The organism is Polyangium sp. y55x31 (genome assembly GCF_029946505.1).
Classification (GTDB): Bacteria; Myxococcota_A; Polyangia; order Polyangiales; family Polyangiaceae; genus Polyangium.
In genome coordinates, this window is sequence record NZ_JARZHG010000003.1 from 642700 (window position 1) to 669357 (window position 26658).

Genomic DNA, 26658 nt, shown 5'->3' on the forward strand with positions numbered 1-26658 from the left:
CACGCTCTTTCTACGGCCGAACGAGATCGCGCAGGTGGCGCATCGACGGCGAGCCGAAGCTCAGCACCTTGTCGTGGAAGGTTCGCTCCGTGAAACCCGGAGCGCCCTCGTTCGCCGCGCGGAGCTTCATCATCTCGGTGAAGCCGTAATAGTAGGTCGTGAGCTGGGCGCTCGTGAGCAGCGCGCGTTTCCACTTGCCCACGGCTTCGCCCTCCTCCTGGAACGCCTCGTTCGTCATGAGCGCGAGCCCCTCGGCTTCGGTCATCGAGCCGGCGTGCACGCCGTGATCGAGCAGCGCGTTCACCGCGAGCCGGAGCACCATCTTCTCGCGCTGGATGCGCACCTTCGGGCCGCCGAAGCCGTGCTTGGCCATGACCCACTCGCTGTAGACGGCCCAGCCCTCGACGAACGGGCCGCTCGAAAAGACGGCGCGCAGCTTCGAGGGGAAGCGGTTGTTGTGCATGAGCTGCAGGAAATGCCCGGGCATCGCCTCGTGCACGGTGAGGTCGGCGAGCATGCTGCGGTTGTACTCGCGGTAAAACGAGAGACGGCGCTTGTCGTCCCAGTCGTTCGGCGTGGGCGCGATGGCGTAGAAGGTCTCGGCGCGCTCCTCCAGCGGGCCCGAGGCGTCGCAATACGCGATGGACACGCCACGCCGGTACTCGGGCATCTCGATGACCTGACAGACCTCGTCGGGCACCCGCACGATGTCGCGCTCGCGGACGAACGCCGTCGCCTTCTGCACGAGATCCCGCGCCTCCGTGACGATCGTCTCGTTCGTCGGGTGATCGTCGCCGAGCGCGGCGAGGACCTCGCGCACGAGCTGCTTGCGATCGACGAGCGTCGTCGTCGTGGGGAGCTTGCGCTTCGGGAAGAGCGTGGGCCAGAGCTCCTTCGAGGTCTCGACCATCTCGGCCTGCGTGCGTTCGAGCAGCGCACGGGCGCCCTTTTCGATCGCGTCGACGTCGACGTCGTCGTCGAGGTAGTAGCGGAGCTTCTTCTCGAAGCGCGCGCGGCCGAGGCGGATCTCGCCGTCGCTGCGGGGGAGGAGGTCCTTCTCGAGGAAGCTCTGGAAGTCTTCGAGCGCCTTCGCCGCTCGCTCGCTCGCCGCGGCGAGCTCGGAGACGAGCGTGGCGTCGGGGAGCTTCGTGTAAGGGGCGAGGACGTCGCCGCGGCAGAGCGAGACGAGGCCGCGGTTCTGCACGATGGCCGTCTCGGTGTGCAGGCGAGGAGGACGGCCGAGCCGCTTCTTCGCGGCCGCGACGATCGCAGGGATGCCTTCGAGCCGACCCACGAGGCTCCGCGCGCGGGACGCCGGCGTGCCGAAGCTCCGCGTGACGAGCGGATCGAGGCCGTCGCCGACGAGGCGCGTGTAGTAGAGCGGGCTCGCGGAGGCCTCACGTAGTTCGTCGATCGCGAAGATCGCGTACCGAAGCTGGTTTCCGAGCATCGCGTGATCGACGCGTCCCTGCGCGTCGAGGGCCGAGGCGGGGATGTGGTCGAGCTCGTCGAGGAGGCCGACGTAGAAGCGGCGGGCCTCGGCCTCGCCTTCCTCGCTGCGATCGGGCCAGCGCGCGTCGTGCGCATGCTCGCCCGCTTCGGTGGCCGCGACGGGCTCACGCGCGAGGTAGCCCTTGAGGAAGCGCTCGGCGAGCGCGGCGAACGCACGATCGGGCGCGTCGGGCGGAGCCGGAGGATCGGCGGGGCCGGGCGCGGATGTGCTGCTCGCCGAGGCGGAAGCTTCGGGCTGGGCGGGCGGCGCGCTCCCGGCGGGAGAACATGACAGCGAGGAAACGGTGGAGGCGGTGGACATGGCGGCGATCGCAACGAGACGTCGGGCGGACGCGGGGAGCACGATCGACGGTCTAGCCGTTCGCGAGCGCGAGGGGAACGGAAACGGCCTGTCGCGGCGCTAGACGCCGGACGCGTCCCTCGCGAACGTCGCGGCGATGGCCATGTCCTCCTCGACCGACGTGACGAGCGGGGCGAGCGCGGCCGAGAGCTGCGTCGCGTCGCCGTGGCCGACGATCTCGACGAGGTGCTGGCAGAGCGCAGGCACGAAGCTCTCCGCAGGGACCGAGACGTACCGCGACATCTCGAGGACCGTGCCGCGCTCGCCGCCGAACGCGGAAGGCGCGGCTTCCTGGAGGATGGGCAAGCCGATGCTCGGAGGGACGCCGAGCCGGCCGAGCGCCATGTGCGCGAGGTAGATGGACGCGACCTGGCTCTCGCGGCGCACGCGCTGGAAGACGGCTTCACCGAAGGCCGCCTGCCAGCGCGCGAGCTCGGCCGTGCGGCTCGCCTCGTAGCCGCCGAGGGGCGCGTCCGAGACCGGGACGAGCGCGGCGAGCATCTCGGCCGAGCCTTCTTCGAGCGCGAGGCCACGCATCGCGACGAGGTCGTAGCCGCGGAGGAAGCCGACGAGGATGCGGCCGGCGCAGTCCCGCACGAAGGGCGCGAGCGCCTGGCCGATCGCCTCGGGCGGCGCGCCCGGCGCGAGCATCATGCCCGGCATGATCGCGCGCATCCGGCCGAGCGTGCCCCGCCGCGTCGGCGGCGACGACGAGCGAGGTCCCGTCGTCGAGATGGGGCCGCTCGCCGGCCCGGAGCTCGAGATCGGCGCGCGGAAGGAGCCCGAGGGCGAGCCCGCGAGCTGCGCGACGCGGAAGCTCGCCGAGGGAGAATCGCCGCTCGGGGGCATCGACGAGGGCGAGGCGTTGCCGCGCATCGTGTTCGGCGCGGGCGTGGAGACGGGCCCGCTCACGGCGCGCATCGTGGTCGTCGACGCGCGGCGGAGGGCGGCCGACGTGCTCGGATCACCGACGACGTGCAGCGCCGCGAGATCGAGGGAGCGGATCGCGGGGAAGCGCGGCGGAAGGCGCAGCCGCAGCGCGGCGGCGAGCTCGGCCTCGGCGCCGATGAGCTGCTCGTGGTCGTCGGCCTCGCCGAAGAGCTCCTCGGCGAGCGTGGCGCATCGATCGGCGGCGTCGTCGGCGTTGCCCTGCGTCTGCGCCTCTGCGAAGTGCAAGGTCAGCTTGCCCCGCACGCGGCGATCGTTCTTCGTCTTCGCCGTGACGACGCGCGAAACGAGCTCCACATCGGCCGTGCTCCAGAAAGCCATCGCCTCTCGTCGTCCTCTTCGCGGCGCCGGGCGGCGCTCCGGAAATACCGGGAAACCACGGGATCATCGCGCACGCATAGCGGATCCGTCAACTTTTCGGAGGCGCGTCGGGACGAGGTGTCTCCGCGCATTCGACCGCGACGCGGGCGATCCGTTCGCCACGAACTACACGTCGATCCCGAGCCGCTTCAGCCGGTAGTAAAGCGTCGTCCGCTGCACGCCGAGCAGGCGAGCCATCTCGGCCTTGTTGCCGCCGCAGCGCTCGAGCGCTGCCAGCATCTCGCGGCGCTCGATCTCTTCGAGCTGCGAGTCGAGGTTCTGCCTTCGCGCGCCCGTCTCGGACTCGACCGGCGCAGTCGGCTGCGACGGCGGCGACGTCGGCGTCTTCTCCCACGCGGGCACGGGCGGGACGAAGGCGAGGTGCTCGGGCTGGATCACGTCACCGCGCGCGAGGATGGCCGCGCGCTCGACGACGTTCTCGAGCTCGCGCACGTTGCCCGGGAAGGAGTAGGCCTCGAGCTTCGCGAACGCCCCGCTCGACAGGGCGCGCGCGGCGCGCGTGTTGCGGCGCGTGTACTTGCGGAGGAAGTGCTCGGCGAGCGGGCGGATGTCCTCGCGGCGCTCGCTGAGCGGCGGCAGGCGGATCGGGAAGACGGAGAGGCGCGAGGCGAGCTCGGGCAACACGTCGCGGCCCCACGCCTCGTCGAGGTCGGGCGTGACGGAGACGACGAGGCGCACGTCGAGCCGGCGCGACTCGGCGTCGTCCACGCGCTCGGCCTCGCCCGTCGCGAGCAAGCGAGCGAGCCGCGCCTGCAAGGACGCGGTCGGCGGGCCGGGGTCTTCGAGGTAGAGCGTGCCGCCGTGCGCGAGCTCGACACGGCCGGCGCGATCGGCGGTCGCGCCTTCGAACGCGCCGCGCCGGTAGCCGAAGATCTCGCGTTCGAGCGCCTCGCCGCGGAACGCCGCGCACGTGACCTTCACGAAGGGCCGCTCCTCGCGCGGCGATCCGATGTGGATCGCGCGCGCCACGATCTCCTTCTCCGCGCCGACCCGGCCTTCGACGAGCACGTGTGTCGAGGTCGGAGCGACCTCGCCGATGCGCGCGGAGACCTCCTTCATCGCGGCGGAGTTGCAGATGAGCTCGCCGAAATCGATCGGGTCGCGCTGCTCGCGCTCGAGGTAGCCCGCGTAGTGCGCGAGCTGATCGCGGAGGCGCTTGTTCTCGCGCATCGTGGCGAACACGCTGATCCCCTGGCGCAGGATGGCGGCGAGCTCGCTGCCGTCCCAGGGCTTCTGCACGTAGCGGTAGACCGTGCCCGAGTTCAGCGCGTCGACGAGCACGGGTAGATCCGCGTACGCCGTCAGCAGGATCCCGAGCGCGTCGGGCCGCATCTGCTTGGCGCGGCGCAAAAGCTCGAGCCCGCTCATGCCCGGCATGCGCTGGTCGGTCACGATGAGGGCTGCGTCGAGCCGCGCGAGCTCCGAGAGCGCCTGCGTCCCGCCGAGGGCGTAGTGGAGCGTGAACGTCTTTCGGAAGGCGAAGCGGAAGGCGTCGAGGTTGTCCTGCTCGTCGTCCACGACCAGGACGTCGAAGCTCTTCCAGTCGAGGTCACGCATTGCGCCTCCCCTACACCTACTACGGAGGGCCGCCCCGGGGCAGCGGGCAGGGGCGGTCCGCCGGCGGAACCTCGGGATGCGGCCTGCCTGCCTGGCCTCGGCCGCCGCGGCCCGTCGGGGCCGCCCTGCTTCCGCGGTTCCGTGCGCGGAGCCCCTCCGCAACTGCCCCCTCCTGCACAAAAGAGAGCTAAGCTCGCCCCCGCCGCACGAGACCGAGGAGAGACGGCATGCTGGAAGACGTGTTGAATGATTTGCGGACAGGCATCGAGAAATCCATCGAGGCGCTTCGCCGCGATCTCACGCGCGTGCGCACCGGCCGCGCCCACGCCGGGATGCTCGACGGCGTCCGCGTGGACTACTACGGCGTGCCCACGCCCATCCAACAGATGGCCACGGTGAGCGTGCCCGAGCCTCGCCTCATCACGATCAAGCCCTGGGAGAAGAACCAGGTGAAGGCCGTGGACAAGGCGATCCGCGAGAGCGACCTGAACCTGAACCCGCAGGTGGACGGCGACCTCATCCGCATCCCGATCCCGGCGCTCACCGAGGACCGCCGCAAGGAGATGGTCAAGCTGACCAAGAAGTACGGCGAGGAGGCGCGCGTCGCGATCCGCAAGCACCGCAGGGACGCGAACGAGCTCGTCGACACGCTCGACAAGGACGGCGAGGTCAGCGGCGACGACGCCGATCGGACGAAGAAGAAGATCGAGGACGTGACCGCCGAGGGCATCAAGCAGGTCGACGCCGTCATCGCCCACAAGGAAAAGGACATCCTGGAGGTGTAGGCGTCTCCGGACGAAGCGAGGGGAGGGGGAACGCATGGCCCAAGGCAGCCGAGATCCAGGGCGCTTGCCGCGCTTGCCGCTCCGCGGCGGACCCGCGAAGCGCGCCTTCCTTGCCCCGAGCGAGGAAGACGGCTTGACAGCGGAAACGCTGCGTGAAACCGTGAAAATCGTCGGTTTTGACCCGGTCCCAGGTTGCCGAGGTTTATGCGCGCATTTGCTTCCGGGATGACCGATGTCGGTCTCCAGCGCGATCACAACGAGGACAGCTACGCTGTCCTCCAGGAGTTCGATCTATTCATCGTCGCCGATGGCATGGGGGGCCATCGCGCCGGCGATGTGGCGAGCCGCCTCGCGACCGACTCCATCACCGAGTTCTTTCGCTCCACGGCGAACGACGACGCGACCTGGCCGATCCACTTCGACGCGAACCTGACCGAAGACGAAAACCGTCTGCTCAGCGGCATCATGGTCGCGAACCGGCGGATCTTCGAGCGGAGCATCCGTTCGCGCGAGTGTGCTGGGATGGGCACGACCGTGGTCAGCGCCGTCTTCTCGCGCAGGCGCAACCGCCTCTACGTGGGCCACGTCGGCGACAGCCGCGCCTACCGCGTCCGCGGCGGCACGATCCAGCAGCTCACGCGGGATCACTCGCTGATCAACGACTACCTCATGGCGATGCCCGAGCTCACCGAGGAGCAACGGGCGGAGCTGCCGCGCAACGTGATCACGCGCGCGCTCGGCATGCAGGACAGCGTCGCGGTCGACCTGATGAGCGACGAGCCGCACCTCGGCGACGTCTACATCCTCTGCTCCGACGGCCTCTCCGGCATGGTCACCGATGAGCAGATCCGCGACATCGTCGCGACGTCGCAGGACACGTCCGAGATGTGCAGGCGCCTCATCGCCAAGGCGAACGAGCTCGGCGGCGAGGACAACATCACCGTGCTGGCGATCCGGTTCCTCCAGGACGACGTGGAGTACGGCGACGAGCCGACGCTCCAGGTCCCCGCGCATCGCATCGCGGTCACGGTCGGCGACGACAACGATCGCTAGGGACGACGCCCCGACCCCCATCCCCTCTCCCTCGCGGGAGAGGGGTGAAGAGGCGCGTCGCGAGCGTCTGCTTTACAGATCGCAGTTCTCGAGGATCAGGTGGCTCTCGGAGATGCCGCACTTGTTCGTCGACTCGATGACCTCGGGGCACACGAACGAGACCCAGAGCTTGCCCCCCGCGACGCCCTCGCCCGTGCCTTCCTTGAAGTAGAAGTTGCACTTCGACGAGCTGAACGCGTCGCCGGCCGTCCGGTCCGAGAAGAACGAGAGCGAGCCCGCCGCGGGGCTCATCTCCGTCGCGCCCGCGTTGATCGCGGGGATCGACAGGGTGATCCCGTCGCTGCCGAGGACGATCTTCGCGCTCACGTTGAAGGGCCCCGCGCCCGAGACCGAGCAGCTCACCGTCGCGCTTTCCACGCCGTCGATGACGACGGCCGTCTTCTTCGATTCGCTGATCGTGCCCACCTCGGACCGGTGCGACGCGATCGGGCAGTCGACGCCCGTGTCCGTGAACTGGATGTTGAACGCGCCTTGTGGCGTGGGGGGAACGGGGTCGCTGCAACCGCCGAGCAAGGCGAACGCGACGAGCGGGAAAGCAAGACAGGCAACGCGCAGCATGGAAGTCTCCCTGGGTTTCCGCGGCGCGCCGATGCGCCGGCGCCCCAGGTTCTACCGCATTTCGGGCCCGGGGGCGTAGCTCCGGCTACGCCCCGCAGGTCGCCCCCTCAGCCGAGCGCGTGTTCGAGATCTTTCCAGAGATCGTCGATCGCCTCGAGCCCCACCGAGAGCCGCACGAGGCCGTCGGAGATGCCGAGCACCTTGCGCGTGTCCTCGGGGACCGACGCGTGCGTCATGATCGCCGGGTGCTCGGCGAGCGACTCCACGCCGCCGAGGCTCTCCGCGCACGAGAACACGTGGAGGCGCTCCAGCATCGTCCGCGCCGCCGAGAGACCACCCGCGACCTCGATCGAGATCATGCCCCCGAAGCCGCCGCGCATCTGCCGCGCCGCCACGGTGTGATCCGGATGCGACGCGAGGCCGGGGTAGTGGACACGCTCGACGCGCGGATGACGCACGAGCCGCTCCGCGAGCGCGAGCGCCGCCATGCTCTGGTGACGCACACGCACGGGCAGCGTCTTCAAGCCGCGCAGCACGAGGTAGCAGTCGAACGGGCTCGGCACGCCGCCCATCGCGTTCTGCAAGAAGCCGATGCGCTCCGCGAGCTTCGGGTTCGACGTCACGACGGCGCCGCCGACGACGTCCGAGTGCCCGTTCAGGTACTTCGTCACCGAGTGCACGACCACGTCCGCGCCGAGATCGAGCGGACGCTGGAGCATGGGCGTGGCGAAGGTGTTGTCGACGACGAAGGTGATGTTCGCCTCGCGCGCGACCTTCGCGAGCGCCGCGATGTCGAAGACCTTGAGCATCGGGTTCGTCGGCGTCTCGATCCAGAGCAGGCGCGTCGAGGGCCGGATCGCCGCGCGCACCGCCGCGGGATCACGCATGTCGACGAAGCTCGACGAGATGCCCATCGGGCCCATGACCTTGTCCATTAGGCGGAACGTGCCGCCGTAGACGTCGTCGCCGCAGAGGATGTGCGCGCCGGGCGAGAGCGTGTGCAGGAGCGTGGTCGTCGCCGCGAGCCCGCTCGAGAAGCTGTAGCCGTGCGTGCCGCCTTCGAGGGCCGCGAGGCACGCTTCGAGCGCGCGTCGGGTGGGATTACCGCTGCGCGAGTACTCGTAGCCCTTGTGCACCCCCGGGCTCTCCTGCGCGAACGTGCTGGCGAGCACGATCGGCATCATCACCGCTCCGCTGATCGGATCGGGCTCCTGACCGGCGTGGATGGCGAGGGTGTCGAGGGAAACGGGAAAAGGCGCGTCCTTGTTCTTCATGTGGCTGCGCGACTCTAGCGCAGGTCCGGCGCACGTGGCACCGGCGCGAGCACGTCGCAGAGATCCCGCGCCGACACGCGTCGCCGCGACGGATCCGGATCGAGCGCATCGAAGAGCGCCTCGCGCTCCTTCGCCTCGAACGCCTCCGCATGCAAGGCGAGCTCGCGCCGGACGCCACGCGTCGCGACCTCGGCCAGCATCGCGGCCTCCGTGTCGGCCTCGCAGAGCCGCTCGCCTGTCGCGAGGAAGAGCAACGTCGCGGCCATCGCGTACACGTCGGTCGCTTGTGACGGCTTCACCTCGCCTGATGCGAGCTCCGGCGCCGCGTACGGCAGCGTGCCGCGATCGTCCGTCTCGAGCTCGGCTTCGAGCCCACGAAACCGCGCCGCGCCGAGGTCCACGAGCCGCACCTCGCCGAGCGGACCGAGGAGCACGTGCGCGGGGCCGAGATCGCCGTGCACCACATCGAGTGGACCTTCCGCGTCGGCGAGCGCGTGCATCTCCGCGAGCGCTCCGAGCGCCTCGATCGCCACGTGCCGCACGAGCGTCCGCGGCACCCGCGCGCCTCGCTCCTTCCACCCGTGCACGAGCGCCGCGACCGACGTCCCCGCCGCGAACGTCTCCAGAAAGAACGGCCCGCGCGCGTCGTTCCCCACGCGCACGAGCGACGGCAGCGCGGGGTGCTCGATCATCGACAGGAGCCGCGCCTCGCGCACCATGGCCACGCGACCTTCCCGCGCGGCGAGCGCGCGTGGCACGAGCCGCTTGCACACGAGCTCGCGATCGCCCTCGCGCACGAGGGCCACCTCGAACACGCTCCCACCGCCCAGGAGGCGTACGAACTCCGTCCCTTTCGGCGCGAGGAACGACATGTCGGTGATCCCTAGCGCGGCACGTCGAGCCGGACCCGATAGATGAGCGTCGGCCCGCCTTGCCCGTCGATCCACCGCGGCTCGTCGTCGCCGTCGAGCGGGCTCGTGTAGTTGTAGACGTCGTAGCTGCCTTCGCCCGCGGGCACGATCGACGCGAAGCACGTGTCCCCGCGCGAGGGCAGGTCGAGCTCGAACGTGACCAAAAGCGTCTCGGGATCGACACGCCAGAGCGAGCAGCGCTTCGGCTGGAACGAGTACTCGACCGCGTAGACGCCCGCCTGATCCGAGAGCGAAAGATCGTCGCGATCGAGATCGAAATTCCCGGTCTCCGTCAGGTTCCGCCGACCGATGAGCCAGACGTCGTCGCCGCTCCGGAAGAGCAGCGGCGAGTCGTACTTCTTCTTGTCGGGCTTGCAGTCCCAGGCGCCGAGATCGGCGGCCTTCGCGCGGCAGATCTTCGAGCCGAAGCCGAGCGCGTCGCCGGCCTCGTTGCGCTCCACCGCGACGAGATCGCCGTTGGCGAGGAAGACGAAGTCCGTCTCGGATCCGCCGCCCTCTTGCACCACGGGCCGTCCGGGCACGAGCGGCTCGAACGTGAGCCCGTCCTCGGTCCGGAGCAGGTGGATCCGGATCGGCTCGCCGTCGAAGTCGTAGATGTTCTCGCCGCCGACGTAGCCGACGAGGTACGCCGCGCCGCCCTGGACCTTCGCGCGCCACGGGATGAAGCCCGGCTCGTAGAGCGGCGCGGGCTCGCTCCACGCGCCGCCCTCGTAGGTCATGGCCATCATGCCCTGCGGCTCGAAGTCGAGCGGGTTCGAGCCGAGCACGGCGAAGTAGAGGACGAGCTTCCCTTCGAGCGAGAGAAAGCGCATCTCGCGAAGGTCCGTGCCCATCGCCACGTGTGTCTCGTAGCGCCAGGTCTCCTGGTCCTCGCTCGACACCACGTAGAGGACCGTCTCCGCGCTCGCGAAGTGACTCGGCGCCGTACGGAACGCGAGGTAGACGCGCCCCTCGTGCCGCACGACGTCGAGGTTGTTGTTGGCGTTTTGCGTCTCGACCCCCGCGGGCGGCGCCGCGAACGGGACCACCTGCTGGTAGCCCTCGATCCGCGCGCCCGCGGGGTTGACGATCTCCTCGGGGCTGCAGCTCGCGAGGAGGAGCGCGGTCAGGACGAAGGACGACGCGCGGCGCATGGCGGACGCGTCACTCGAACGTGAGGCTGAGCTCGTATCCCGCGATCGGGTCGTTGTCGCTGTACTCGTGGACGGCCACGTAATACGTGCCGGCCGGCAGGCTGCTGACCGACGGGTAGAGGGTCTTGTTGATCAACGAGCAGGTCCCCTGACCCTCGTCGTCGTCCTCCTCGATCTGCACGCCGTTCGCGTCGTAGAGCTGGATCAGCGTGTCGAACCCGCAGGTCGTCGCGTCGCCGATCGCGTGCGTCGTGAGCACGGGGCTCATGCCCGCCGGCAGCTCGAAGCTGAAGTAGTCGACGTCGCCGACCGGATCGATCTTGCCGTACCAGCCCGTCGTCATGGGCCAGGCCGGCGTCGCGGTGGCCACGTCTCCGTTCGGCTCGATCTCCCACGGCGCCTCGGCCATGCACGTCGGGCTGCAGCCATCACCGGCGGTCGTGTTCCCGTCATCGCACTGCTCGGACGGGCTCACGAGCAGGCCGTCGCCGCAGCCCGGCGCCGCCACCTTTACTTTGAGCACGTACGAGGCCTGCGTGCCGTCGTTCAGGTACTCCTCCACCATCACCACGTACGTGCCGACGGACAGGTTCTTCGCGCCGTTGTCGAGCAGGGGGCTGATGAGCGAGCACGAATCCACGCCGTCCTGATCGTCCGACACGAGGAGCTGGTTCGAGGGCGAGTAGAGGTAGATCTTCGAGTCGAACGCGCCCGGGCAGCCGCCGTACCCGTCCGTCACCTCGATCGTCACGCTCGAGCCCGGCACCGTGACGTCGAAGCTGAAGTAGTCCTGATCCCCGGCGGGCACGATCGACGCGACGACGCCGTCGAAGCCGACGACCGAGTTCGCCTGGTTGTTCGGCGCGTTCGGCTCCGACTCGGTCAGGTAGTTTCCTTCGAGCTGGCACGTCTCCGAGCAGCCGTCGCCCGCGGTCGTGTTCCCGTCGTCGCACTGCTCGCCGCTCTGCACGAACGTGTCGCCGCAGGCGGGCGGGAAGAGCTGGTACTGGAGCACGTACCCGGGCTGCGCCTCGTCGTTGCTGTACTCCTCGACCTTCACCGTGTACTTGCCGGCGGCGAGGTTCGTGACCGCGGCGTCCAGCGTCGGATCGAGCAGCGAGCACGTGCTCATGCCGTCGTCGTCGTCGCTCGCGATCTCCGTCCCGCTCTTGTCGTAGAGGTAGATCTTCGAGTCGAAGCCGGTCGGGCAGTTGCCTTGCCCGTCGGTGATCTCGATCTTCGCGCGGGTGCCGGGCACGGTCACCTCGAACGAGAAGAAGTCCTGATCGCCGACGGGCTGGATCGCCGCGACCACGCCGTCGGTGCCGGCGAGCGAGTTCGCCTGGCTCATCGGCTGGTTCGGCTCCATCTCGCTCGGGTAGTTGCCTTCGAGCTTGCAGTCGGGCGCGCAGCCGTCGCCCGCGGTCGTGTTCCCGTCGTCGCACTGCTCGCTGCCGTTCACGAGCCCGTCGCCGCAGCCGGGCGCCACGACCTGGATGTCGACCACGTAGAAGGGCAGCGGCGTGAACGTCGCGCTCTCGACCTGCACGGAGTACGTGCCCACGGCGAGGTTGCCCATCGCGGGGTTCTGGGCGGGCAGGATCTGCGAGCAGGCGTCGGGCCCGCTGTCGGTGTCGGAGCCGATGAAGCCGCTCGGCCCGAAGACACGCACGAGCGTCGCCGCGCCGGGCGGGCAGCCGCCCATGCCGTCGCCCGTCGACACCTTGAGCACCGAGCCGGCCTCGGTGATCTCGACCGAGAACACGTCGACGTCTCCGGTCGGATAGATCGACGCGGTGAACCCCTTCGTGCCCGCGGCGAGCGGATCCGCGGTCGCGGGCAGGTTGTTCTGCTCCGTCTCCGCCGGGTAATCCGCCGTGCCCACGGGCGGCATGAACCCGCCACCCGAGCCGCCCGACCCGCTCGACGACGAGGACGACGACGACGACGACGACGACGACGACGACGAGGAAGACGACGACGACGCGCCGCCCATGCCTCCCATGCCGCCGGCGCCGCCGATGCCGCCGTGGCCGCCGACGCCGCCCATGCCGCCGTCGCCGCCGTAGCCGCCGTCGCCGCCCATGCCGCCGCCGCCGTCGCCGCCGACGCCTCCCGTACCTCCCGCGCCTCCCGCGTTTCCGCCGTTGCCGCCGGCGCCGCCGTCTACGCTCGTGGCGCAGCCTTGGAGCATGGCGGCGGCGAGGAGCAGGCCTGTCGTCATTGAAGCGATCGAGGTCGGGAAAAAGAGGCGGCGGCGTTGATTCATCGGTCGTTCCTCGTGGACTGCGGAGGAGAACAAAGGACACTTCGACGCGTCGGTTCGGCGCGCCAAGCAGACTCACGCTTACGGTAGCCGACGGGCCGACGCAACGGCCGCGCACGAGCGAAGCTCTCTCGGCATCGGGTGCGGAGGGCGCGCGGACGTGCCAAGACCGTCTCGTGCGCCCCGTGATCCAGAGCATCATCGACGAGCTGTACGCACGTCATCATCCGTCGGGACGAGTCGACCTCAATGACATCGCGGAGATCATCGGCCCGCGTGGTGTCTCCTACGAGGAGGTCGATCACATCGTCGATCGCCTGGAGGCCCTCGGCCTCGTGGTCGGCGAGCCGATCGACGCGAACGAGGTGAGCGTGATGAAGCGCGTGCTCGGCGCTGCGCGATCTCTCCGCACGTCGCTCGGACGGAACCCGACCATCGCGGAGATCGCCGTGTCTTCGGGGCACCCTGCGCACGTCGTGCGACGCGCGCTCGAGCGTGGGCTCTCGCCGCGCGTGGTCCGGAGCTACTAGCCTGGTAAGGTGAGGCCGTGCCGCTTGGCCCGCGCCTCTCCTTGGCTCTCCTGCTGATCGCGACGACGATCGCGCCTCGATCGCTCGCCGAGCCCCCGAAAGCCGCGCCGCCGCCGAAGGAGGCGGTGGAGCTCTCCGCCGACAAGCTCGACATCGACATCGCGGGCAAGCGCGCCTTGCTCGAAGGCCACGTGCGCCTGACGAAGGGTGGCCTCGTGGTGCGCGCGCCGCGCGTGGAGGTGCGGTACGACGAGGTGCCGAACGTGACCTGGGCGAAAGGCACGGGCGGCGTCGTCGCCGAGGTGAAAGGCGTTCGCGCGGAGGCGCCCGAGGTGGAGATCGACCTCGGCAAGCAGACGTTGTCGCTCCACGGAGGCGTACGTCTTCAGCGAGGGGCGGGGTGGATCAGCGCGGAGAAGGCGACGATCGATCTCGTGAGCCTGAAGGTGTCGCTCTCCGAGGTGAAAGGGGCGCTGCCGGTGCCCGAGGGGGCGGAGAAGAAGTAGGGGAGCCACGCGGGGAGGAGCAGGAAGGCGACGTCGGCGTGGTCCGAGGTGGTTGATGGGCGTCGGGGGACGCTCCTCATCTTGGGCAGCGACGGTTGATGGGCGTCGGGGGCCGTGGATCACGATGAGCGGCGGGTGTTGACGCTCGTCAGGGGGCGCGGATCACGATGAGCCGAGGGGGTAGACGCTCGTCAGGGGGCGCTTCCCACGATGAGCGGCGGGTGTTGACGCTCGTCAGGGGGCGCGGATCACGACGAGCGGCGGGTGTTGACGCTCGTCAGGGGGCGCGGATCACGATGAGCGGCGGGTGTTGACGCTCGTCGAGGGTGGCTCAGTCGCGTTTGCAGTCCTGGAAGACGACCTGGGCCCGGACGGGCGTGGTCGGATCTTCGGGCGGCTCGTCGAGCTTCGCGGTGCGCACGCAATTGACGCCGTAAAAGTTCGTCACGTACCGATCGATGCCCTGCTGCGCGGCGGCGTGGGAAGCGAACGAAAGCGTGGCCACGCAGGAGTTCGTCCGGCAATCGAGGTCCTCGACTGCGGTCCCGTCCGCGTTTTCCTGGACGAGCCTGTCGAGCGCCGGTCGCAGCGCGGCGTTCGTCGTCCTGGACCACGCGGGATCGACGGGCGCTTGCTCGTGGCGATCGAGCATCGAATCGACGATGGCCTCGAAGCGGCGGCGCTGCTCCTCGCGCTCCGCGGGATCGGCGGGCGCCTTCGTGGGGGCGAGGGAATCGACGCGCTCCTCCAGGGCCGAGAGCCGCGCCGTGACCGGGCCGAGGGGAGCTTGGGGGGCCGCGGGCGCAGGCCCCTCGGGGCGTTTCGCGGGGAGCTCGGCCTGGGGCGCGGGCGCATCCTTGCTCGCAGCCGGCGCGGCCGGTCGCGCGAGCAGCAGGGAGGAACAAACACCGGCGACGATGCCCACGAGGGCGGGGAGGAGCGTGCGGACGAGGGCGCCGCCGCGCGTTTGTTCGGAGTTCTTCGAGATCATTTCGCCACCTCGACGAGGGCATGGGGGAGCCGGCCGCGGCTGTGTGGGCAGCGGCCGACCCCACGAGAACGAGAATGAGAGCGAGGACGCGGCGGCTCAGAACGTGCTGAACCCGGACAGGCTGCTCCAGCCGTAAACGCCGTTCTTGGGCAGGTTGACCACGAGGACGGAGTAATGGTCCGGGTAGGCCTTCACGAAGGGCACGGGATCATTGGTGCCGGTAAAGGCGGCGATGTTGGTGTCGAACGCCCCCGTGTACGTGCCGGAGGTGAGCTCGACCCAATTCGAGCAGAGCGCGGGCGCGCCGCTGTACGAGCGGACGCAGGTCTGGGCGAGGGCCCGGCTGTCCTGCTCGAGGTTGGTGTAGTTCGGCACGGCGTTGTTGTTGTCGATGCCGGACACGTACAACACGTCGATCTTCGAATCGGTTTGATTGATCGAGTTGCCCGTCTCGTCGGGAATGGGGCAATACACCCTGCGGCCGCGGCCGCCGGGGTCGACGCTCGCGTTCGCGATGCCGCTCGCCGAGAACTTGTAGTCGCCGATGTAATCGGTCTCGATCGAGCACGCGGAGGCGTGGACGATCGCGCGTGACGCCTGCGCGGGCGTCGCGTGCGCGACGATGAAGCTCCCCGCGCAGGCCGCGGTGAAGAGCGCGATCGGCCCGAGGACGCGTGTCGTATACGAATTCATGGTGGCTGGCTCCTTGAAATGGCGTTGGCTGCACCGGCGCTGCGGACGCCGGCGCCGGTCGGGCCTGGCAAGGCCGGTGCCAGTCGCGAGGAGCGCAAAAACCGCGTCGTATTCGAAGAAGAGCGAGGGCGCGCGAGCGTCCGCCCGGTGTTGCGCTGTTGCGCTGCGGGTTGCGCCGCGGCGCCCGCGGCTATCGGCGGAACCGCTCCGCGTCGATGCCGTAGCGCTTCAGCCAGCGCTGGACTTGCATTCGCGCTTTGCCCATCGCCTTCGCGACCGCGGTGATGTTGCCGCCGTGTTCGTCGAGGCGCGCGACCAGCTCGTCTCGGCGCGCGGCATCCTCGGCCGAGAGCCCTTCGAGCGCGCGCTGCACGGCCGCGGGGAGGTGCTCGAGCTCCACCTGCCCATCCTCCCCCGCGAGCACGACCGCCGTCCCGAGGCACTTCTCCAGCTCCCGCACGTTTCCCGGCCAATCATGGCGGAGCATGGCCCTCGCCGCGCGCGGGTGGATCCGGATGCGCGCGGCGTGCTCCGGCGGGAGGCGGGCGAGGATCACGCCGGCGAGCAGGCCGAGGTCCTCGCGGCGCGCGCGCAGCGGGGGAAGCTCGACCTTGTGGCCGGCCAGGCGGTTCCAGAGATCGGCGCGAAAGGAGCCGGCGGCGACCATTCGTTCGAGGGAGCGGTGGGTCGCGGCGATCACGCGGAGATCGACGGCGAGCGAGCGCGTGCCGCCGATCGGACGGACCTCGCGCTCCTGGAGGGTCCGTAACAAGGCCGCTTGTGCCGGCGCCGGCAGGTCGCCGATTTCGTCGAGGAACAACGTGCCCCGGTCGGCGCTGCGGACGAGGCCGAGGCGATCCTCCGTGGCCCCCGAAAAAGCTCCCTTCTTGTGGCCGAAGAGCTCGGCCTCCACGAGGTCCTTCGGGAGCGCTCCGCAATTGACGGCGACGAAATCGCCGGGACGTCCGGAGAGCGCGTGGAGGGCGCGCGCCATGACCTCTTTGCCGGTGCCGGTCTCGCCTTCGAGGATCACCGAGACCGTCGAGCGCGCGATGGGGACGAGCCTCTCGAATACACGATGGAGCTGGGGGAGCACGGTCGCGAGCCCCGGGGCCGCCGGATGTGAGGCCGTCCGGTCGAGCACGGGAGGATCGTTCGGGTCACAAGGAAGCGCTTCCCGGTAGAGGAAAAAAGTCTGGCCGAGCTCGATCAGGTCGCCATCTTCGAGCTCGTCCCGGGTCGTTCGAATGCCGTTGACGAGCGTGCCATTCTTGGATCCGGCGTCGTCGAGGACCCAGCGCTGGAGCAGCTTGCCGAGGCGCGCGTGGGTCGACGACATGCGGCGATCGTCGGTGCGGATCGTGAGGCGGCGGGTACCCTGGGCGGTCGTCGCCTCGAGCTGTCGCGTCGCTCCGCGGCCGATGTCGAGCTCGTCGAACTTCGCGAGTGATACACGCGCGGGAGGGGCGAGGGGGCGGTGCGCTTCGAGGACGAGGAACAGGTGGGGGCGGTGGTGGGCGTCGCCGACCTCCTTGGGCTCTTCGGTGGAGGAGAGCGTCCTCGTGTCCGGGTCGTCGATCATCGCGTTTGCTGCATACACCATCCGATCCTGGGCGTCGTCGAGGCGCGGAGAGAGCCTGGTGCAACAAGGGGCGCAACACCGCAACGAGCCCTTGGGGGTCGCGGGCGCGGAGAGGAGCGCCAGACGGGCGGGTACGGGTCTTGCGAAGGCGCGGGGCATGAACGTTCGATGCTTCCTCGCCACGCTTGCCCTCGTGCCCGCCGCTCTCGCCGCGGGGTGCGGAGCCGAAGATACGCCGCCCGAACAGATGCTCGAAGGGGTCACGGATTCGACGCAGCAACCTCTGCCCTCGCCCGATTTCGAGATGCCGCAGAATGGGCTCCACCCCGGCTCGGTGCAGGCGAATTACCAGCTCCTTTGGCGGGTCTGGCAGCATCCGCTCACGACGTCCGGGTTTCAGGCCACCCTGTCGGCCACGCCGAACGTGCAAAGTCTCTTCCATACCGGACTGCCCACGAGCGCCGAGAAGCTCATGGAGGATATCGTCTCGTGCGCGCTCGATGCGGGGGATACGGTGACGTGGAAGCTCGACGCGAGTGATCCGGAATCGACGTGGAGGGGTCAGTTTGGCCTTTGCGGCGTGGGTTCTCCGTTTGGTGACTGGTCGGCGAATCCGGCCAGTTTGCAGTGTCGCGAGGTCGTATCTTCCTGCGTGCTCGCGCGGATGAACGCTCGTGGCAAGCATGTCCCCATCTCGATCCGCATCCCGAACGGCAGCGGGAATCATCCCGTGGATACCAGCCGATTCCAGCCCGTGGACAAGGTCCGGGTCCAGACGATCCTCCGGGATGGGACACGGGTGGCAAGGGATTGGCGGCCGGAGTTCGTGGGGATCTGCGAGCGCGGCGAAGGGGTGACGTTGCAGCGCAACGGAGTGACCAAGGTGCGCGTGTGCAAAGGCATCCACGGATGCGAGCTCGACCAGCAGATCTCGAGCGTCCCTGGAACCCCACACGTCTATGCGGGCTTCGTACGAGACTTCGTCGAGGGGAGCGGCCCCATCACGTTCGAATGCCCCGAGGACGTGAGCACGGCTCCGAACGGTAAACCCGGGGAGACCTACTTCAGCATTCTGGTTTCACCCGGGGCTGCGCCGAATCCCATCGTGCAGCCCATTTCGGGTGCCATTTATCCCGCGACGGAGCGGCAGGTGTTCACCTATCCCGAGGGCGCGTTTTTCGGCAACATCTTACCGAACCCAGGCGTCGGAGCGACGATGAGCACGTGTTACAGCGACGTCTGGCGAGCAGGCACGGCCTATTTCGCCGATCGGGTCTGTCTGGATCCAGCCGCGCAGCAGGGGTGCTACATGGAGACCTGGGCGTGCAACGCGGGCTGGTCCGGGGGCTGCCAGGGGAGGAGCTCGGCTCCGGAAGAGGCCTACTTCGATTGCATGTCGGATGTCGACGAGCCTTTGTGGCCGTACGTGGCCACCGTCTTCCTCAATGAACCCACGGCCATCTCCCAGGACCCGAATGCGTCGGCGCTCGGGCCCTCCCACGACGCGTGCACGCCGGGCACGCCGCTCGCCGACGGGAGCAGCCCCGTCGTGACGACCGTCTGCGCCGTGGATCCCTATTGCTGCAGCGCGGCCTGGGACAGCCGATGCGTCAGCGAGGTAAAGACCGTCGCGAAAAGTGATGTGTGCGCCTGCGGCCACTCCGTTTGCGCCACGGGCGCCGCGCTCGTCGATGGGTGCAACGCGGCCGTGACGAGCATTTGCGACGTGGATCCCTATTGCTGCAACACGGCCTGGGACGACGCCTGCGTCGATCAGGTCCAGAGCGTGGCGAACAGCTTGGAATGCGCGTGCAGTCACCCCGTCTGCACCACGGGCAAGCCCCTCGACACGATGTGCGGCTCCGTCGAGAAGCTCATCTGCGGCGTGGATCCCTACTGCTGCAACACGGCCTGGGACAGCGCCTGCGTCAACGAGGTCCAGAGCGTGGCGAACAACCTGCAATGCGTCGGCGGGACGTGCAATCACACGCTCTGCGCCACGGGCGCCCCTCTCACCGCGGGCTGCGACGTCCCGCCGCTCGTTTCCCCGGGCTGCGCGGCGAGCATCTGCGCCGCAGATCCTTATTGCTGCAACACGGCCTGGGACAACCTTTGCGTCGACGAAGTCTCGACCGTCTGCGGCAAGAGCTGCAACTGAGCCGCGCCCCCCCAAAACCCCGCTCACCGTGCCGCGCGGCGCCCCTCCTGAACCAGCCTTCGCATCTCCGCCACCGCGGGGACCGTCTCGTCCGCCACCGACCACGCCTCCAGGACTCGATTCGCGAGCTCCCGGGCCCGATCGTTCTCCCCGCGCTTCGCGGCCCGACGCGCGGCGCGCACCCATGCGAGGCTCGCGCCGTTGAGCTCGGCGGAGCGATCGGCAATGGCCGCCTCCAGCCTGGCGACGAGCTCGCTCTCTCCCGTCTGCTCGAACGTCTCGACCATCGGCTCGGCGAGGACCTCGACGAACGGGCCCGGCGTCCGGAGCAGGGGCCGGAATGCGCGCGCCGCACCCGCGAAGTCCCCCTTTGCATAACGCTCGGCCCCGTCCGTGAAGGCGTCCGCGTCCGGGAGGGCGCTGTACGAGAGGCGCGGCCGGAGCTCACGAATGCGCGTGAAACAGCGCCGGGAGACGGCCGGCGAGGCGTGCGCGCAGACCGCGGGGAGCCGGAGCGGGACGTCGACGTACGCGCCGTCGAGCGGAGGAGGCTCGGGGTCGAGGAAACGCTGCACGACGAGATCGGCGAGCTCCTGCGCGCGGCCGAGGACGAGCGCGATCTGCAGGGCGCGCCAGGCGATCTCGAAACGTTGCACGCGCAGCCAGCCGGCGTCGTCGGGGGAGGCGATCATGGCCTGCTTCGCGCGTGCCAGCGCGGCGCCGAAGCGCGCCTCGCTCGCCTCGATGCGCACGAGGAGCAGATCGCTGGCCACGCGGTGGACGGCATAACCACCGGTCGAAAGCGCGAGCGCGATGCCCCGCGCCTCCTCGCGCGCGCCCGACGCGAGGAGCGTGTCCGCGAGCGTGCCTGCGACGAGCGTGTCGAGCGGCGAGAGCGTATGGGCGCGCCGGGCATACACGAGCGCCTTTTCCTTGTCGCCGAGGAGCTTCGCCTGGAACAGCCACCCATAGCTGTTCCAGGGCACCCATGCCTGCATGGCGCGTAAGGTCGCCTCTCCGCTCGACGTCCCATACGTCACCGCGAGGCGCTGGAGCCAGGGCGCGCAGCCCTCGCCGAGCGGGTTCCTCGGCTCCGCGGCGACCGCGAGCAGCGACATCTCCGCGGCCCGCTTCGGGTCGCCCGACTGGAGGAGGCACGAGAGGGTCGTCGCGAGCGTCGAGCGGCCGCGGGGCGTCGCCTCCCGCGCGAAGAGCCGCTCGAGCTCGGCAATCGAGGCCGGATCATCCACCCGTCGGATCACGTGGTCCACACGGGCGCGCGCGGCGAGCTCGCCCGGTGATGCTACCTCGCCACGGGGAGACGGACCTATTGCTGGCAGCGGGAGGCCGAGCGTATAGGTGCAATGGCGGGCCTCGGCGGGCCCCATTTCCGCGAGGTCGGCGCTCCTCGCCGCGACGCGGGAGCATTCGGAGGGGAGCCCGCCCGCGTTGTTGCTCATGGCCGAGGCGAGATCGAAGAGCACGAGGGCGCCACTGACGTCTCGGGCGCGCGAAAAGTCCGCCATCGTGGCGTCGAGCGTGGTCGCGACCGGGAGCGAGCCCCGCGCGGCGAGAGGGTTCATGGCGTCCCGCGCGGCTTCGTAGAGAGAACGCCCGGCGCCCACGGCGTGATCGATGTCGGCCCCGTCGGGACGGCGGAGGGTGACCGTGATGCGGAAGCCGGAGCTCTCCCGAATGACTTCGCCGTCGACATGGGCCGCCGCCCGGCGACGGGCGGCTTCAATGGATTTCGCGCGGGCTTCGGGGGCGGCGTAGGGATCCTCGGGGAAGCGGTCCACGGGCTGTGATGGGAGCGCGAGGAGCTCGGCAGGGGCGAGCGTCCGCGTGGCGGAGCCGCCCATCACGATGCTCGCTCGGTCGCAGAAGAGGGACGCCGCCGCGGCGCCGAGCCAGCCCGAGGGCTCGTCGATGCCCGAGGCCTCGAAAATGGGGCATGCCAGCACCGAAGATGTCGATTGCAATGGGGAGACGACCGGAGGCGCGAGCACGGGCGGAGACGGCGCCTCGCGCTCGACGAACCACGCGCCCCCCATCGCGAGGACGAGGCCGCCGGCGAGGGCCAGGCCGCGGACGCCCCACGCGCGCGGGCGGCCGGGAGCGGGCGGCGTGGACGCCGGGAGCGCCCGCTCGACGGGGATCGCGCTCCCGCCCTCCCGGGGGGGCGGTTGCGACCCGAGCTGCGACATCGAATCCCCGGCCGTCGAGCCCTCCTGGGACGCAGGCTCGGTCTCTCCCAAAGCGAGCTCTTCCGAGCGGAATCGTGCCCCGCCCTCGATCCCGCCGGGCTCTTCTGTCGCGACCCCCGTCTCCACCGGTGATGGCTCGCGGCCGACGGTCGGATGGGGCAGGGCGAGCGTCGCGAGGTCGGTCATTCCGAGGGCGTCGCCGAGCGCGCGTACCGCGGCGGTCGCCGAGGTGAAACGTCGGTCCGGGTCGACGGCGGTCGTCTTTGCAAACCAGCCATCGAAGCCGGCGGGCAGAAGGACGCCCTTCCTCCGCGCGCGCTCCATCGCCGGCTCCACCGGGCCATAAGCCGCGTGGAGCGCAAAGGCGACGAGGTTGTCGTCTTCGATTCTCTCGTCGGCCCAGTACGCCTCACCGACGAGGAAGGTATAGGCCATCATCCCGAGCGCGTAGATGTCCGTCGCCGCCGAGACGCGATGGCCGCGGAACTGCTCGGGCGCCATGTACAGCGGCGTCCCCACGGTCTGGGTCGCGCCCGCGCCGGCGGTGCCGTCGGCGACGATCTTCGCCACGCCGAAGTCGAGGATCTTGATGCGCCGCTCGCCATCCTCGCGCAGGCTCAGAAAAAGGTTCGCAGGCTTGAGATCACGATGAACGATCCCGGCCCGATGCGTCTTGTCGAGCGCGAGCGCCGCCTGATGGAGGCACGCGAGCGTCTCCTCGGGCGAGAACCGCCCCACGCGCCGGAGACATCGGCCGAGCTCCTCACCACGAAGCAGCTCCATGACGAGGAACGGCACGCCCGTCGCGTCGTCGACCCCCGCGTCGAAGACCTCGACGAGGAATGGGCTTTCGATGTGCGCAGTCACCCGCGCCTCGAGCTCGAACCGCCGTCGGAGCTCGGGGCGCTCGATGATGTGGGAGAGCATCACCTTGAGCGCCCACCGGCGGTCCGTCCCGAGGTGACGCGCTTCGTACACCGCGCCCATGGCGCCGGCAGCGAGGCGGCGGATCAGCCGGTAACGCCCGGCAAAGATCGCCCCCTCCACCACCTCGACGGACATCGCGCGAAGACCTCGGGGGGAGGATACCTTGGCGCTGCTGGAAGGGTCTACGTTTTGCGCGGGCGTGCGCGGGATTCGTCAGAACTCCGCGACCCGCCCGCCCATCATCACCTTGCGGACGCCATTGATGACGACGTTGACGTCCGCCAGAGGGTCGCCCTCGACCGCGATGATGTCGGCGTAATAGCCCACGGCGACCTTTCCGACCTCGTTCTGGACGCCGATGCTCTCGGCGCCATGAATGGTGGCGGCGCGGAGCGCCTCGAGCGGGGTCATCCCGGCCTGCACGAACCAGGCGAGCTCTTTCGTATTTTCGCCGAATCCGGTGAACACGGCGTCCGAGCCCATGGCGATCTTCACGCCGGCCAGATGCGCCTGGGCCGCGCTCGCGAGGTTGTCCTGGATATACGCTTCGAACTTCGCCTCCAGATCGGGGGCGTAGCCGAAAAACGCGAGGTTGTCCTTGTAATACCGGTTGTGATCGATGGTCGGTACGTAGATCGTCCCCCTATCGATCATGTTGCCGCAATCCACCATGTCGAGGCCCTCCGGGTGCTCGATCGAGTCCGGGCCGGCCATGATGGCGAGCTTGGCCGTGTCCTGGTGGTAGGCGTGGATCGCGATGGGCAAACCCTCCTCGTGGGACGTGTCGACCAGCAGCTTGAGCTCGTCGAACGTGAACGTCGGCACGCAGTCGAGCGTCTGGTCGCTGCACCTGTCGGCCCATACTTTCACGAGGTCGGCGCCGCGCAGCACCTGGAGCTGCACCCAGCCCTTCAATTCATCGGTGGAGACGGAGTCCGGGTACTTGTAATTGGAGATTCCGCCGATGGAGTTGTACATCCGCGGCCCCGGCGTCTTGCCGGACATGATCTCGGCGCGCAGGGGGTTCAGGATGAAGTCGCGGCCTCCCTTGTCGATCGCCGTGGTGACGCCGGTCTTGAGCGTGGCCAGAGCGGCGCCGCGGGCCAGGTCGAGGAGCTTGTAGGCGTTGTTGTTCATCAACCAGCCGACACGGGTCCAGGGGAGCATGCCCGGCTCCTGGTCCGTCTGGTAGGAGAAGTGGACATGGGCATCGACGAGCCCGGGGAGCCCGGTCTACGCCGTCCAATCGATGACGCTCGCTCCGCACGGGATTTGCTTTTCATCCGTGCCGACGTAGCTGATGCGATCTTCGTGGATGACGACGATCGCATTGTCGATGACCGTGCCATCCTCGGGATGGACGAGTTTGCCCAGCCGAATGGCCTTATTCACCGCCGCCGGTTCCGCCGGTGCCGCCACCGACGCCGCCGGTTCCGCCGACGCCGATGGGGCCCTCATTTCCCGGGCCGCAGTGGACCGTCGCAAGAATGGTGAAGGCCAAGAAAGACATTCGAAAAGCCGTTCTACGCATGTGAGGCTCCTGCTTCTGTGAATGGGGGGCTGTCGGCGAAGGAGGGGGCGGGGAAGAAATGCTCACGCGCGTCGAGGGGACCTGGTGTCGCCCCTTGGTGTCACTGCGGCGGCCCGCTGATGACGGTCTCGCAGCAGAGGGTGCCCGCCGTGGTGTTGCCGCTGCAGCCGCCGAAGTAGCGGTTCGTGGTGCTCCCGCCATAGCCGCAGTTGATCCAGTTGCAGTAGTTCCCCTGCGTGTCCCTGTAGGCGGACTCGAGCAGGTCATACGTGGCGGTCGGCGAGCAGACGCGCATGGGCTCGTTCGTATCGCAGGCATACGCGCCCGCAGCGGTCGTCGCGGAGCAGTTGCCGCTCGAGCTGCCCGTGTACTTCAAGTTGGTCGAGGTCCAGTAGTGGTCCATGGGAGCCTCGGCGTTCTCCACGCTGGCCGTGCCGTACTGGTTGTAGGTCGCGTATTCGGCGGCCGTGCACACATGATAGCCGGTCTTGCACAGCGAGCTCGCCTGGGTATAGGTGACCGAGCCGGCGCAGCCGAACATCCTCTGGTTGTAGAACCGCTGCACGTGCTTGACGTCGTCGGTATCGGCGCACCCGCCCGTATCCACGGGGACGATCCCGTCCATCATGACATCCTGGACGTCCTCGTTGGCAGAGCCGGGGGCTGCGCCTCCATTCGCGAACGAGATGTAGGCGAGATCTAGCTCCGGAGAGAACCAGATCTTCGCGTAGGAGCCCGCGGAGATCGCGCCGTTGTGGTGGTATCCCCGGGCGACGAGCAGCGGGCTGCTCGAGATCACCGACGACTCCCACCCGAAGTTGTAGACGCTGTAGTCCCGCTCGCGCACCTGCTGGACGGCTGCAGATCGGTCGCGAAGGAGGAGCGTCGCATACCGCGCGAAATCGTAGACCGTGAAGGCGAACCCACCCGCACCCGTCGCGATGCTGTCGACCGCGTTGTTGTACAGAGACGCGCCGTTCCCGTATGCGGGCGCGTTGATCGGCGTGACCGTCCAGGAGGAGTTGTAATACCTGGGGTAGTGGTGCCCGGAGGCCCAGACGGGGTCGGGGAAGAAGTGGGCGTTCCAGTAATTGTCGGTGCTGGGGCTGCTGGACGAGTAATCGAGCCCCGTCGCCGCCATCAGATCGCTCCTGCCCCACGCCCAGCCGACGTCCATCCCGTGCGGCTCGACAACATATTCCTTCACGTACTCCGTGTAATCGTGGACGCCGGCGGGCAGCCACTTGTTGATGACGGCCTGCAGGATGAAGAAGTTCAGGTTCTCGTATTCGTAGGTGCCGATGGCCCCATAGCAATCGCCGAGAGCGCCGTTCGGGTACTGGCCAGCGCCGATGTTGGCCGCGACGGTGCCCACGAGGTAATCCCGCGCGAGCTGCGGGCGCGTCTTGGTCTGCCAGTTGTTCGGAAAATCGTGCGAGTAGATCCTCGTCGCGCAATCGTACCCGGAGCGGTGGGCAGCCACTTGCCTGAGCGTGACGTTCGCGCGGTCGGTGTCGTCCGAGAAGAAGCGGTGGAAATAGTCCGGCGCGAGGCCCAGCGCGTCCGAGAGCTTGGTGTCCCAGGACAGATACACGGTGGGGCTGGTCGAGATGACGACGCCGGAGTCGATCAGCTTGGCCAGCGCGAGCGCCGTGATGCTCTTGCTGATGGAGCCGATGTTGAAGACCGCGTCGTGCGTCATCGCGACCGGATTGACCGCGCCGAGCCTCGCCCAGCCTGCATGGCCCTTCGCGATGATGTGGTTGCCCGCGACCACCGCGGCGATCATCCCCGGGGTGTCTGCAGCACCGGGGGTGCCCGGCGAGACGACCGTGTGATCATCGAGGATGGACGCGAGATTGATTGCGTCGGGGTGCACCTGAGGCGGCGCGGCCGGGCTATTGGAGGCGACGAGCAGCGCGAGGCTACCCAGACCCGAAGCGACGAGGGCGGACGGGAGCTTTCTCATCTCATTTTACCTCGGAAGCAAATGGCTGAGCGCGATGAAACGCAGCGCAGCAGAGATTGCAGGCGTCGTGCCAGCCCGAGCCCGCGGCGGAGCCCCCTACGATTCGCCGGGCATCCCTCGACCGGAGCCGCGCGCCCGCGGTCTCATCACGCGGATGGGGTGGTGTCACGCGGATGAGACGGTGTCACGCGGCCGTGACATCCGCTGTCACGCGCACGTGACGCCTCGCCCCGTCGCCGCCAAACGCGTTTACGACGGCGTCCGCATCCGAATCGGACAATGCCAGGCATGAGCTGCGCCTCTCGAGCTATCGCTCGAAATGCTGGGAGAGGGCCAAGAAGAAGTAGGGCCGATGAGCTCCACCGGGCGTCGACGAGCTCGCCGAGGAGCTCCGTCCATTCGGCTCGGAGCGCAGCTCCGGATTCGGATCGAGCACGTGCCGCATTGCGGTTCGAATGATGCCCGACTTGATGGGGGATGGGGAGTCTCGCCGGGGCCCGGCGGAGGGAGGCGGGGCGGCCCTCGTGCGTGGGCCGCCCCGGTCTTGTTCAGGCCGCGCGCCGAGGACGCCGACGCAGAGCGATCAGCGCTGCGCCGAGGACGAGCACGAAGCCCGTGCGCGTGTCGCCGGTCGAGCCGACGGTGCGGCAGCCGCAGTTGCCGCCGTCCTCGCCCACCGTGCCACCGCTGCCGTCGCCGCCGGCGCCGCCAGCGCCGCCAGCGCCGCCAGCGCCACCCGCGCCGCCGTCGCCGCCCGCGCCGCCC

The 26658-nt window shown here is 69.1% G+C and carries 20 protein-coding genes and 1 pseudogene; 5 read left to right on the forward strand and 16 right to left on the reverse strand.

Annotated features, from left to right (window positions below):
- Nucleotides 1–10: 10 nt before the first annotated feature.
- The 3 genes from QHF84_RS08870 to QHF84_RS08880 all read right to left on the reverse strand — a co-directional run bounded on the left by QHF84_RS08870 (nucleotide 11) and on the right by QHF84_RS08880 (nucleotide 4738).
- Nucleotides 11–1813, reverse strand: a complete 1803-nt coding sequence (locus QHF84_RS08870) for a DUF885 domain-containing protein (RefSeq protein ID WP_281312765.1) — start codon at nucleotides 1811–1813, stop codon at nucleotides 11–13.
- Nucleotides 1814–1912: 99 nt separating this feature from the next.
- Complete coding sequence (locus QHF84_RS08875) at nucleotides 1913–3121, reverse strand: hypothetical protein (RefSeq protein WP_281312766.1); 1209 nt, start codon at nucleotides 3119–3121, stop codon at nucleotides 1913–1915.
- 165 nt (nucleotides 3122–3286) lie between these two features.
- Nucleotides 3287–4738, reverse strand: coding sequence for a sigma-54 dependent transcriptional regulator (locus QHF84_RS08880; protein WP_281312767.1), 1452 nt, complete (start codon nucleotides 4736–4738; stop codon nucleotides 3287–3289).
- 227 nt (nucleotides 4739–4965) lie between these two features.
- Here QHF84_RS08880 and frr point away from each other — a divergent pair, with 227 nt between their 5' ends.
- Nucleotides 4966–5523 carry a ribosome recycling factor gene (gene frr, locus QHF84_RS08885; protein WP_281312768.1) on the forward strand — a complete coding sequence of 186 codons (558 nt, stop codon included), beginning with the start codon at nucleotides 4966–4968 and terminating at the stop codon, nucleotides 5521–5523.
- A gap of 204 nt (nucleotides 5524–5727) precedes the next feature.
- Nucleotides 5728–6576, forward strand: a complete 849-nt coding sequence (locus tag QHF84_RS08890; RefSeq protein ID WP_348652848.1) for a Stp1/IreP family PP2C-type Ser/Thr phosphatase — start codon at nucleotides 5728–5730, stop codon at nucleotides 6574–6576.
- Between the two features lie 72 nt (nucleotides 6577–6648).
- On the opposite strand, the gene QHF84_RS08895 is transcribed toward QHF84_RS08890, so the two are convergent.
- From QHF84_RS08895 to QHF84_RS08915, 5 genes are all read right to left on the reverse strand, one after another.
- Nucleotides 6649–7194 (reverse strand): hypothetical protein, encoded by a 546-nt coding sequence (locus tag QHF84_RS08895; RefSeq protein ID WP_281312770.1) that lies wholly within the window; start codon nucleotides 7192–7194, stop codon nucleotides 6649–6651.
- Between the two features lie 107 nt (nucleotides 7195–7301).
- On the reverse strand, nucleotides 7302–8468 hold the full coding sequence (locus tag QHF84_RS08900) for a cystathionine gamma-synthase (RefSeq protein ID WP_281312771.1): 1167 nt from the start codon (nucleotides 8466–8468) through the stop codon (nucleotides 7302–7304).
- Nucleotides 8469–8482: 14 nt separating this feature from the next.
- Complete coding sequence (locus QHF84_RS08905; RefSeq protein WP_281312772.1) at nucleotides 8483–9340, reverse strand: protein kinase; 858 nt, start codon at nucleotides 9338–9340, stop codon at nucleotides 8483–8485.
- 11 nt (nucleotides 9341–9351) lie between these two features.
- Entirely contained in the window at nucleotides 9352–10533 is a 1182-nt protein-coding gene (locus QHF84_RS08910) for a hypothetical protein (protein WP_281312773.1), read from the reverse strand.
- Between the two features lie 10 nt (nucleotides 10534–10543).
- Nucleotides 10544–12802 (reverse strand): DVUA0089 family protein, encoded by a 2259-nt coding sequence (locus QHF84_RS08915; protein ID WP_281312774.1) that lies wholly within the window; start codon nucleotides 12800–12802, stop codon nucleotides 10544–10546.
- Between the two features lie 182 nt (nucleotides 12803–12984).
- Here QHF84_RS08915 and QHF84_RS08920 point away from each other — a divergent pair, with 182 nt between their 5' ends.
- Both QHF84_RS08920 and QHF84_RS08925 read left to right on the forward strand, forming a co-directional pair.
- The gene (locus QHF84_RS08920; RefSeq protein ID WP_281312775.1) at nucleotides 12985–13329 is read left to right on the forward strand and encodes a sigma-70 domain-containing protein; all 345 of its coding nucleotides are present in this window, start codon (nucleotides 12985–12987) and stop codon (nucleotides 13327–13329) included.
- A gap of 17 nt (nucleotides 13330–13346) precedes the next feature.
- A complete protein-coding gene (locus tag QHF84_RS08925; RefSeq protein ID WP_281312776.1) occupies nucleotides 13347–13835 on the forward strand; it encodes an LptA/OstA family protein in 489 nt (162 codons plus the stop codon).
- 331 nt (nucleotides 13836–14166) lie between these two features.
- On the opposite strand, the gene QHF84_RS08930 is transcribed toward QHF84_RS08925, so the two are convergent.
- The 3 genes from QHF84_RS08930 to QHF84_RS08940 form a co-directional block, all read right to left on the reverse strand.
- Complete coding sequence (locus QHF84_RS08930) at nucleotides 14167–14826, reverse strand: hypothetical protein (RefSeq protein ID WP_281312777.1); 660 nt, start codon at nucleotides 14824–14826, stop codon at nucleotides 14167–14169.
- 96 nt (nucleotides 14827–14922) lie between these two features.
- Nucleotides 14923–15519, reverse strand: a complete 597-nt coding sequence (locus QHF84_RS08935; RefSeq protein ID WP_281312778.1) for a hypothetical protein — start codon at nucleotides 15517–15519, stop codon at nucleotides 14923–14925.
- Between the two features lie 190 nt (nucleotides 15520–15709).
- A complete protein-coding gene (locus QHF84_RS08940) occupies nucleotides 15710–17101 on the reverse strand; it encodes a sigma 54-interacting transcriptional regulator (RefSeq protein WP_281312779.1) in 1392 nt (463 codons plus the stop codon).
- 157 nt (nucleotides 17102–17258) lie between these two features.
- On the opposite strand from QHF84_RS08940, the gene QHF84_RS08945 reads away from it, so the two are divergent.
- Complete coding sequence (locus tag QHF84_RS08945) at nucleotides 17259–19259, forward strand: hypothetical protein (protein ID WP_281312780.1); 2001 nt, start codon at nucleotides 17259–17261, stop codon at nucleotides 19257–19259.
- A 23-nt stretch (nucleotides 19260–19282) separates the two neighbouring features.
- Here QHF84_RS08945 and QHF84_RS08950 read toward each other — a convergent pair whose 3' ends face one another.
- The 5 genes and pseudogenes from QHF84_RS08950 to QHF84_RS08970 all read right to left on the reverse strand — a co-directional run.
- Nucleotides 19283–22528 carry a protein kinase gene (locus tag QHF84_RS08950; protein WP_281312781.1) on the reverse strand — a complete coding sequence of 1082 codons (3246 nt, stop codon included), beginning with the start codon at nucleotides 22526–22528 and terminating at the stop codon, nucleotides 19283–19285.
- A gap of 78 nt (nucleotides 22529–22606) precedes the next feature.
- Nucleotides 22607–23608 (reverse strand): annotated as a pseudogene (locus QHF84_RS08955) (amidohydrolase family protein); the annotation flags it as partial.
- 18 nt (nucleotides 23609–23626) lie between these two features.
- Entirely contained in the window at nucleotides 23627–23785 is a 159-nt protein-coding gene (locus QHF84_RS08960) for a hypothetical protein (protein ID WP_281312782.1), read from the reverse strand.
- A 239-nt stretch (nucleotides 23786–24024) separates the two neighbouring features.
- The gene (locus QHF84_RS08965) at nucleotides 24025–25893 is read right to left on the reverse strand and encodes a serine hydrolase domain-containing protein (protein ID WP_281312783.1); all 1869 of its coding nucleotides are present in this window, start codon (nucleotides 25891–25893) and stop codon (nucleotides 24025–24027) included.
- A 548-nt stretch (nucleotides 25894–26441) separates the two neighbouring features.
- Nucleotides 26442–26658, reverse strand: a 217-nt coding sequence (locus QHF84_RS08970; RefSeq protein WP_281312784.1) for an MYXO-CTERM sorting domain-containing protein, incomplete at its 5' end; no start/stop codon positions are given.

Bases quoted from the DNA above. Each gene is read 5' to 3' on its own strand.
- QHF84_RS08910 (WP_281312773.1), bottom strand. From the start codon at position 10,533: ATGCGCCGCGCGTCGTCCTTCGTCCTGACCGCGCTCCTCCTCGCGAGC.
- QHF84_RS08950 (WP_281312781.1), bottom strand. From the start codon at position 22,528: ATGTCCGTCGAGGTGGTGGAGGGGGCGATCTTTGCCGGGCGTTACCGG.
- frr (WP_281312768.1), top strand. From the start codon at position 4,966: ATGCTGGAAGACGTGTTGAATGATTTGCGGACAGGCATCGAGAAATCC.
- QHF84_RS08905 (WP_281312772.1), bottom strand. From the start codon at position 9,340: ATGTCGTTCCTCGCGCCGAAAGGGACGGAGTTCGTACGCCTCCTGGGC.
- QHF84_RS08930 (WP_281312777.1), bottom strand. From the start codon at position 14,826: ATGATCTCGAAGAACTCCGAACAAACGCGCGGCGGCGCCCTCGTCCGC.
- QHF84_RS08870 (WP_281312765.1), bottom strand. From the start codon at position 1,813: ATGTCCACCGCCTCCACCGTTTCCTCGCTGTCATGTTCTCCCGCCGGG.
- QHF84_RS08895 (WP_281312770.1), bottom strand. From the start codon at position 7,194: ATGCTGCGCGTTGCCTGTCTTGCTTTCCCGCTCGTCGCGTTCGCCTTG.
- QHF84_RS08915 (WP_281312774.1), bottom strand. From the start codon at position 12,802: ATGAATCAACGCCGCCGCCTCTTTTTCCCGACCTCGATCGCTTCAATG.
- QHF84_RS08965 (WP_281312783.1), bottom strand. From the start codon at position 25,893: ATGAGAAAGCTCCCGTCCGCCCTCGTCGCTTCGGGTCTGGGTAGCCTC.
- QHF84_RS08900 (WP_281312771.1), bottom strand. From the start codon at position 8,468: ATGAAGAACAAGGACGCGCCTTTTCCCGTTTCCCTCGACACCCTCGCC.
- QHF84_RS08890 (WP_348652848.1), top strand. From the start codon at position 5,728: ATGCGCGCATTTGCTTCCGGGATGACCGATGTCGGTCTCCAGCGCGAT.
- QHF84_RS08940 (WP_281312779.1), bottom strand. From the start codon at position 17,101: ATGATCGACGACCCGGACACGAGGACGCTCTCCTCCACCGAAGAGCCC.
- QHF84_RS08875 (WP_281312766.1), bottom strand. From the start codon at position 3,121: ATGGCTTTCTGGAGCACGGCCGATGTGGAGCTCGTTTCGCGCGTCGTC.
- QHF84_RS08945 (WP_281312780.1), top strand. From the start codon at position 17,259: ATGAACGTTCGATGCTTCCTCGCCACGCTTGCCCTCGTGCCCGCCGCT.
- QHF84_RS08880 (WP_281312767.1), bottom strand. From the start codon at position 4,738: ATGCGTGACCTCGACTGGAAGAGCTTCGACGTCCTGGTCGTGGACGAC.
- QHF84_RS08935 (WP_281312778.1), bottom strand. From the start codon at position 15,519: ATGAATTCGTATACGACACGCGTCCTCGGGCCGATCGCGCTCTTCACC.